The sequence below is a fragment of the Psychromonas aquatilis genome, assembly GCF_038155185.1.
Taxonomy (GTDB): Bacteria; Pseudomonadota; Gammaproteobacteria; order Enterobacterales; family Psychromonadaceae; genus Psychromonas; species Psychromonas aquatilis.
In genome coordinates this window covers 1-227 of the sequence record NZ_JBAKAZ010000284.1, presented here as the reverse complement: position 1 = coordinate 227, position 227 = coordinate 1, and the positions used below count along the sequence as shown (strand labels likewise).

The 227-nt window shown below is 36.6% G+C and carries 1 protein-coding gene; it reads left to right on the top strand.

Features of this window, described 5'->3' with window-relative positions; translation table 11 throughout:
• Nucleotides 1–143 (top strand): nucleoside transporter C-terminal domain-containing protein (locus V6256_RS15580; protein WP_341599144.1); only part of this gene is annotated, 143 nt, incomplete at its 5' end.
• Nucleotides 144–227 lie beyond the last annotated feature (84 nt).

Genomic DNA, 227 nt, shown 5'->3' with positions numbered 1-227 from the left:
TATTAGGTGGACTAGGCGTATTATCTCCATCACGTCGTCCTGAAATCGCTCGTTTAGGTTTAAAAGCGGTAATGGCTGGGACATTATCTAACTTAATGAGTGCAACCTTAGTAGCTATCTTCTTTGCATTAAGCATTATGTAATATAAATACCTTTTAATTGAGGCACTAAAATTGGTGCCTCAAGAATGAATTTTAGGCGTTACCTTTTATGTTGAGTATCGACAT